The sequence below is a fragment of the Kitasatospora sp. NPDC043949 genome (assembly GCF_056435365.1).
In genome coordinates this window covers 257,044-262,285 of sequence record NZ_JBWKEQ010000005.1, presented here as the reverse complement: position 1 = coordinate 262,285, position 5,242 = coordinate 257,044, and the positions used below count along the sequence as shown (strand labels likewise).

Here is a 5,242-nt window from a genome sequence, read left to right as displayed (position 1 = left end):
CCGTCCCCTCGGGCTTACCCCCCCCCGCCACCCGCCCCCCCCGGTTCCCCCCCCCCATCGAGGGGGAAACCACTTCAACCACCCCGCCCCTCTGGCCGCTCCCCCCCCCCACCCCCCCCCACTACCCCGCCTGGCGCGAACTCTTCCGCGGCTACTGCGCGTTCTACCGGCTGCCGATGCCGGAGGAGAAGGCCGAACTGGTCTGGTCCTGGCTCCACGACCCGGACCACGAACTGGAGGGCCTGCTGGTCCGCGACGGCGACGGCACGCCGGTCGGACTCGCCCACTACCGCCCGTTCGCCCGCCCCCTGCACGGCGCGGTCGGAGGCTTCCTCGACGACCTGTTCGTCGCGCCCGAGGTGCGCGGCGGCGGCGCGGTGGACCAGCTGCTGGCCCGGCTGCGGGCGATCGCCGCCGAGCGCGGCTGGAACACCGTCCGCTGGATCACCGCCGACGACAACCACCGCGCCCGCAGCAAGTACGACCAGGTCGCCACCCGGACCATGTTCGTCACCTACGACATGGCCCCGGACGCCCCGTGACCCGCGGCCGGGCGGCCTGAGGGCGTGCCTCGGGAACGGGCCCCGGGCCCGGCCGCGGCCGGGCCCGCGGCCCTGCCGCCGGACATTCGTTCGGACTTTCTGTTATCGGGGCGTCGCCGGGCGGTCTCCCAGGTGTCGGCACCCGACCCGCCGACCCGGACAGAAAGCGTGGGCACGTGAACAGCGACGACAGGACGACCATCCTCCCGGCGAACGGTGCCGAGAGCGGTGCACGGAGCGGAGCCTCCGGCCGACCCGGCGGCCGCGCCGCGCGCCGGGCCGCCCAGCGGCACACGGAACGCCCCGGAGGCCGGGCCCGCCGGGCCGGACGGCGCGGTCCGGTCGGCCCGGTCGCCGCCGTCGCCGCCGCCGTGGCCGGCACCGGACTGCTCGCCGCCCTGGTCGGCGCCGGCTACGCGGCCTACGGTGGCAAGCAGGCCGACCGGGACGCCACCGGCCAGGCGCTGGCGGCGGACGCCGCCCTGATAGCAGCCGAGGCCGGCACCCACGACGGCATCCAGGTCCCCGGCGCCGGGGGAGCGGGCCCCGACGTCGCCGCGCCGCCGGTCACCCCGGCCGCCACCGACCCGGCACCGGCCCCGACCAGTGCCGTCACGACCACCCCCGCCGCCCCGGCGTCCCCGACGGCCCCGGCGACCGCGACGCCGACCCGGACGGCCACCGGGAGGCCGAGCCCGAGCACGCCCGTGACCGCTCCCGCTGCCGCCAAGCCCGCCGGCACCCCGGCCGCCGCGCAGCGCACCGGTGCCCCCGCCCCCACGAGCGCCTCGGCGCCCACCCCGGTCGGCGGCGGCGCCGCGCCCTCCTCCGCCCAGCAGGTCGTCGACCTGGTCAACGTCGAACGCGCCAAGGCCGGCTGCGGCCCGGTCAGCGCCGAGCCCCGACTGGCCGGCGCCGCCCAGTCGCACAGCGACGACATGGCGGACCGCAACTACTTCGACCACGCCAGCCCCGACGGCGACCACGCCGACCACCGCATCGAGGTGACCGGCTACCGCTGGAGCACCTGGGGCGAGAACATCGCCCGCGGCCAGAAGGACCCGGCCGCGGTGATGGATTCCTGGATGAACAGCCCCGGTCACCGTGCGAACATCCTGAACTGCGCGTTCAAGCAGCTCGGGGTCGGTGTGCGGACCGGTTCCGGCGGCCCCTGGTGGACCCAGGTCTTCGCCGCCCCGGCCTGACCGGCCCTCCGGCAGGGTCCGTTTTCCGATTCCGCGCAAATTGTTGTTATCTGATCACTCACCACAGGTCTCCGAGGAGGCAGCGGCGAACGGAACACGGCAAGACGGAGTGCGGACCATGAACGCTGACGTGCAGAACAGGACCGGGACCACCCTGGTACGCGCGGCCCAGGCGGGCGACCGGCAGGCCCAGGAGGCGCTGGTCGCCGCCTGGCTGCCGCTCGTCTACAACGTCGCCGGGCGCGCCCTGGACGGTCACGCCGACGTCGACGACGTCGCCCAGGAGACCATGATCCGCGCCCTGGACGGCCTGGACGGGCTGCGCGAGCCGGAGTCCTTCCGCTCCTGGCTGGTCGCCATCACGATGAACCAGATCCGTCGTCGCCACGCCGCCGGCCAGCAGCAGCCCACCGTCGGGGGCCTCGACGAGACCTGGGAACTCGCCGACCCCAGGGCCGACTTCACCGACCTCACCGTCCTGCGCCTCGGCCTCTCCGGCCAGCGCCGGGAAGTCGCCGAGGCCACCCGCTGGCTCGACCCCGACGACCGCGAACTCCTCGCCCTCTGGTGGCTGGAGGCCAGCGGCGAACTCACCCGCGCCGAACTGGCCGAAGCCCTCGACCTGACCCCGCAGCACACCGCCGTCCGCGTGCAGCGGATGAAGAAGCAGCTCGAAGCCGGCCGGATCGTCGTCCGGGCCCTCGGCGCCTACCCCCGCTGCCCCGAACTCGCCGACGTCACCACCGGTTTCGACGGCACCCCCAACTCCGTGTGGCGCAAGCGCATCGCCCGCCACATCCGCGGCTGCGCCACCTGCGACCGCCTCGGCCGCGACCTCTTCCCCGCCGAAGGGCTGCTGGCCGGCCTCGCCCTGGTGCCGATCCCGCTCGGCTCGCCCGCGCTGCTGCACTTCCAGCACACCGCGGCCACCGTCGCCACCACCGCCCCGACCGTCCCGACTGCCGCGAGCACCCATGCGGGCTGGGCCGGGACCGCCGCGCGCAAGGCCGTCCTGGCGAGCGGTGCGGTGGCGGTGGTGACCGTCACCACCCTCGCCCTGGTCTGGTCGCACCCCGCCGACACCCCGAGGGAGGCGACCCCCGAACCCACCACCCCGGTCACCGCTCCCGCCGCCCCGGCACCCCCCGCGACCCCGGCCGCCGCCCCGGTCACCCTGTCGGCCACACCCACGCCGACCCCCAGCGAGACACCGACGGCGACGCCGTCACCCACCGCCACCCGGTCGGTGGCCCCGCCGCCGCCCAGCCCGGAGCGCCAACTCGTCGACCTCGTCAACGTCGAACGCGGCAAGGTGGGCTGCGCCCCCCTGCGGATCGACCCCCGGCTGCACGCGGCCGCCCAGAAGCACGCCGACGACATGGTCGCCCGTGGCTTCTTCGACCACGTCAACCCGGACGGCGTCCGTACCGACGCCCGGCTGACGGCCGTCGGCTACCGCTGGTCCCAGTGGGGCGAGAACCTCGACCGGGGTCCGACGTCCCCCGCCACGGTGGTCGCCCACTGGATGGACGGCGGCATCCACCAGACCAACATGCTGGACTGCGGCTTCAAGGACGTCGGCGTCGGTCTGGCCACCGGCCCCGCCGGCGCCTACTGGACCCAGGACCTCGGCGCCCCGCTGTCCTGACACCGCACCGCAGCACCGTCGTACCGACACGTTGTCGCGCTGCTGCGAGCTAGGCGGGGGTGACCCCGACCAGTCCGTCGGCCGAGCCCGTCACGTACCCGGTCGCCTCCCCGACCACACCGCCCGCGTCCCCGACCTGCCCCGGCAACGCGTCCGGCGCACTGGTCAGCGACCCGGACATTCCCTCCTGCCCCCCGACGGCACTGGCGTGCGCACTCGGTGCGGTGAGCGAGGCCACGAAACCCACGGCGAGCGAGGCGACGGCGAGCATGCTGCGCTTCTTCATGGCGGGTCCAACGACGATCCGCCGGGCGGGTTACGAGGACGGCGGCGGATTCCCTCGTCCGTGGCCGTGCGGCCGGGGCCGCGGCACAGCCGCAGCCCGGTGACGGCCGGTCGGCCGAACGCTGGCGCCGCGGGCCCCGGACGGGCTGTCGGGCCCCGGGCCTTTTCCGGTGGCGGGAGGCGTGGGAGGGCGGTGGGATGGGGAGGGGTCGGGAATGATTCCGGCAAATCGGTTGAATCACCACACTTTCGGTCTCATCGACGTCGGTCTCATCGACCAGGACCCCCCACCGCGACACGAAGGGCACCCGATGCACGCAGCCGAGCTCACGCCAGCCGTCCTCGCCGAGCTGCGCCGCCCCCGGCGCTACCCGGCCGTCTCCGTTCTGCTGCCCACCCACCGCAGCGAGCCCGACAACACCCAGGACCCGGTCCGCCTGCGCAACCTCGTCGCCGAGGCGAAGAACCGGCTGCACGCCGACGAGGCGGTCAGCCGGGCCGACCGGCTGGACGTCGTCGAGCAGCTGGACCGCGCGCTCACCGAGGTCGACCTCGTGCACGCCGAGGACGGCCTGGTGATCTACGCCGCCCCCGGTGAGCACCAGGTGTGGTCCCTGCCGCGCCCGGTGCCCTCCCGGGTCGTGCTGTCCGAAACCTTCCTGACCCGCAACCTGGTCTCCGCCTACACCGCCGGTGCGCCCTACTGGGTGCTGACCGTCGCCGCCGACCGGGTCGCCCTGTTCAGCGGCAGCGGGGCGCACCTGGCCGAGCACACGGGTGCCGCCTTCCCGCTCGACCAGGTCCGGCCGGACTGGGACGTCGAGCGCCAGGAGCGGATCGGGGACGTACCGAGCACCTTCCGCGACGAGGAGACCCGCCGCTTCCTGCGTTCGGCCGACACCGCGCTGGCCGCCGTGCTGGAGGCCGACAACCGCCCGCTGTACGTGCTCGGCGAGGCCGCCGCGATCTCCCTGCTCGACGAGGTCGGCACCGCTGCCAAGCGGGCCACCGCCCAGGTCTCGCACGGCGGCCTCGGCCACGCCGCCGCCGCCGCGGTGGCCGAGGCCGTCCGGTCCACGGTCGCCGAGCAGGGCAGCAAGGCCGTCACCGAGTTGCACGAGCGCCTCGACCAGGCCCAGGGCGTGAAGGGCCTGGCCGCCGGCATCGACGAGGTCTGGCAGACCGTCGCCGAGGGCCGCGCCGCGCTGGTCGCGGTGGAGGAGGACTACTGGCAGCCCGTCCGGGTGACCGACAACCACCTCGTCCCGGCGGCGGCCGGTGAGCCCGACGTCCGCGAGGACATGGTCGACGAGATCGTGGAGCGCGCCCTCGACACCGGCGCCAAGGTGCAGTTCGTCCCCACCGGCGAACTCGACGCCCGCGGCCACATCGCGGCCGTCCTGCGGTACTGACCCGCCCGGTACTGACCCGCCCGGTACTGACCCGCTCGGTGGGGGGGGGGGAAGGGAGGGGGGGGGTCCGCGCCGGGGGCGGACAGGTTGGGAGCCGGGGAGCGCCAGCCCCGCCGGGACCAAAGAAGAAGGACCCAACCCCGGCTCTCA

General features: G+C 75.1%; 5 protein-coding genes. 4 read left to right on the top strand and 1 reads right to left on the bottom strand.

Annotated elements, in window-relative coordinates:
* The first annotated feature begins 56 nt into the window (after nt 1–56).
* The 3 genes from AC07AL_RS07395 (at nt 57) to AC07AL_RS07385 (ending at nt 3,395) form a co-directional block, all read left to right on the top strand.
* Nucleotides 57–542 carry an N-acetyltransferase family protein gene (locus tag AC07AL_RS07395; RefSeq protein ID WP_478317148.1) on the top strand — a complete coding sequence of 162 codons (486 nt, stop codon included), beginning with the start codon at nt 57–59 and terminating at the stop codon, nt 540–542.
* Nucleotides 543–718: 176 nt separating this feature from the next.
* Nucleotides 719–1,747, top strand: a complete 1,029-nt coding sequence (locus AC07AL_RS07390) for a CAP domain-containing protein (RefSeq protein ID WP_478317140.1) — start codon at nt 719–721, stop codon at nt 1,745–1,747.
* 118 nt (nt 1,748–1,865) lie between these two features.
* Nucleotides 1,866–3,395, top strand: a complete 1,530-nt coding sequence (locus tag AC07AL_RS07385; RefSeq protein WP_478317138.1) for a sigma-70 family RNA polymerase sigma factor — start codon at nt 1,866–1,868, stop codon at nt 3,393–3,395.
* Nucleotides 3,396–3,444: 49 nt separating this feature from the next.
* Here the strand turns inward: AC07AL_RS07385 and AC07AL_RS07380 are convergent, their stop codons facing one another.
* The gene (locus AC07AL_RS07380) at nt 3,445–3,681 is read right to left on the bottom strand and encodes a hypothetical protein (RefSeq protein WP_478317137.1); all 237 of its coding nucleotides are present in this window, start codon (nt 3,679–3,681) and stop codon (nt 3,445–3,447) included.
* A gap of 310 nt (nt 3,682–3,991) precedes the next feature.
* On the opposite strand from AC07AL_RS07380, the gene AC07AL_RS07375 reads away from it, so the two are divergent.
* Nucleotides 3,992–5,092 (top strand): baeRF3 domain-containing protein, encoded by a 1,101-nt coding sequence (locus AC07AL_RS07375; RefSeq protein ID WP_400329230.1) that lies wholly within the window; start codon nt 3,992–3,994, stop codon nt 5,090–5,092.
* Nucleotides 5,093–5,242 lie beyond the last annotated feature (150 nt).

Excerpts from the sequence above, each read along its gene's own strand:
- AC07AL_RS07385 (WP_478317138.1), top strand. The coding sequence starts at position 1,866 with ATGAACGCTGACGTGCAGAACAGGACCGGGACCACCCTGGTACGCGCG.
- AC07AL_RS07380 (WP_478317137.1), bottom strand. The coding sequence starts at position 3,681 with ATGAAGAAGCGCAGCATGCTCGCCGTCGCCTCGCTCGCCGTGGGTTTC.
- AC07AL_RS07375 (WP_400329230.1), top strand. The coding sequence starts at position 3,992 with ATGCACGCAGCCGAGCTCACGCCAGCCGTCCTCGCCGAGCTGCGCCGC.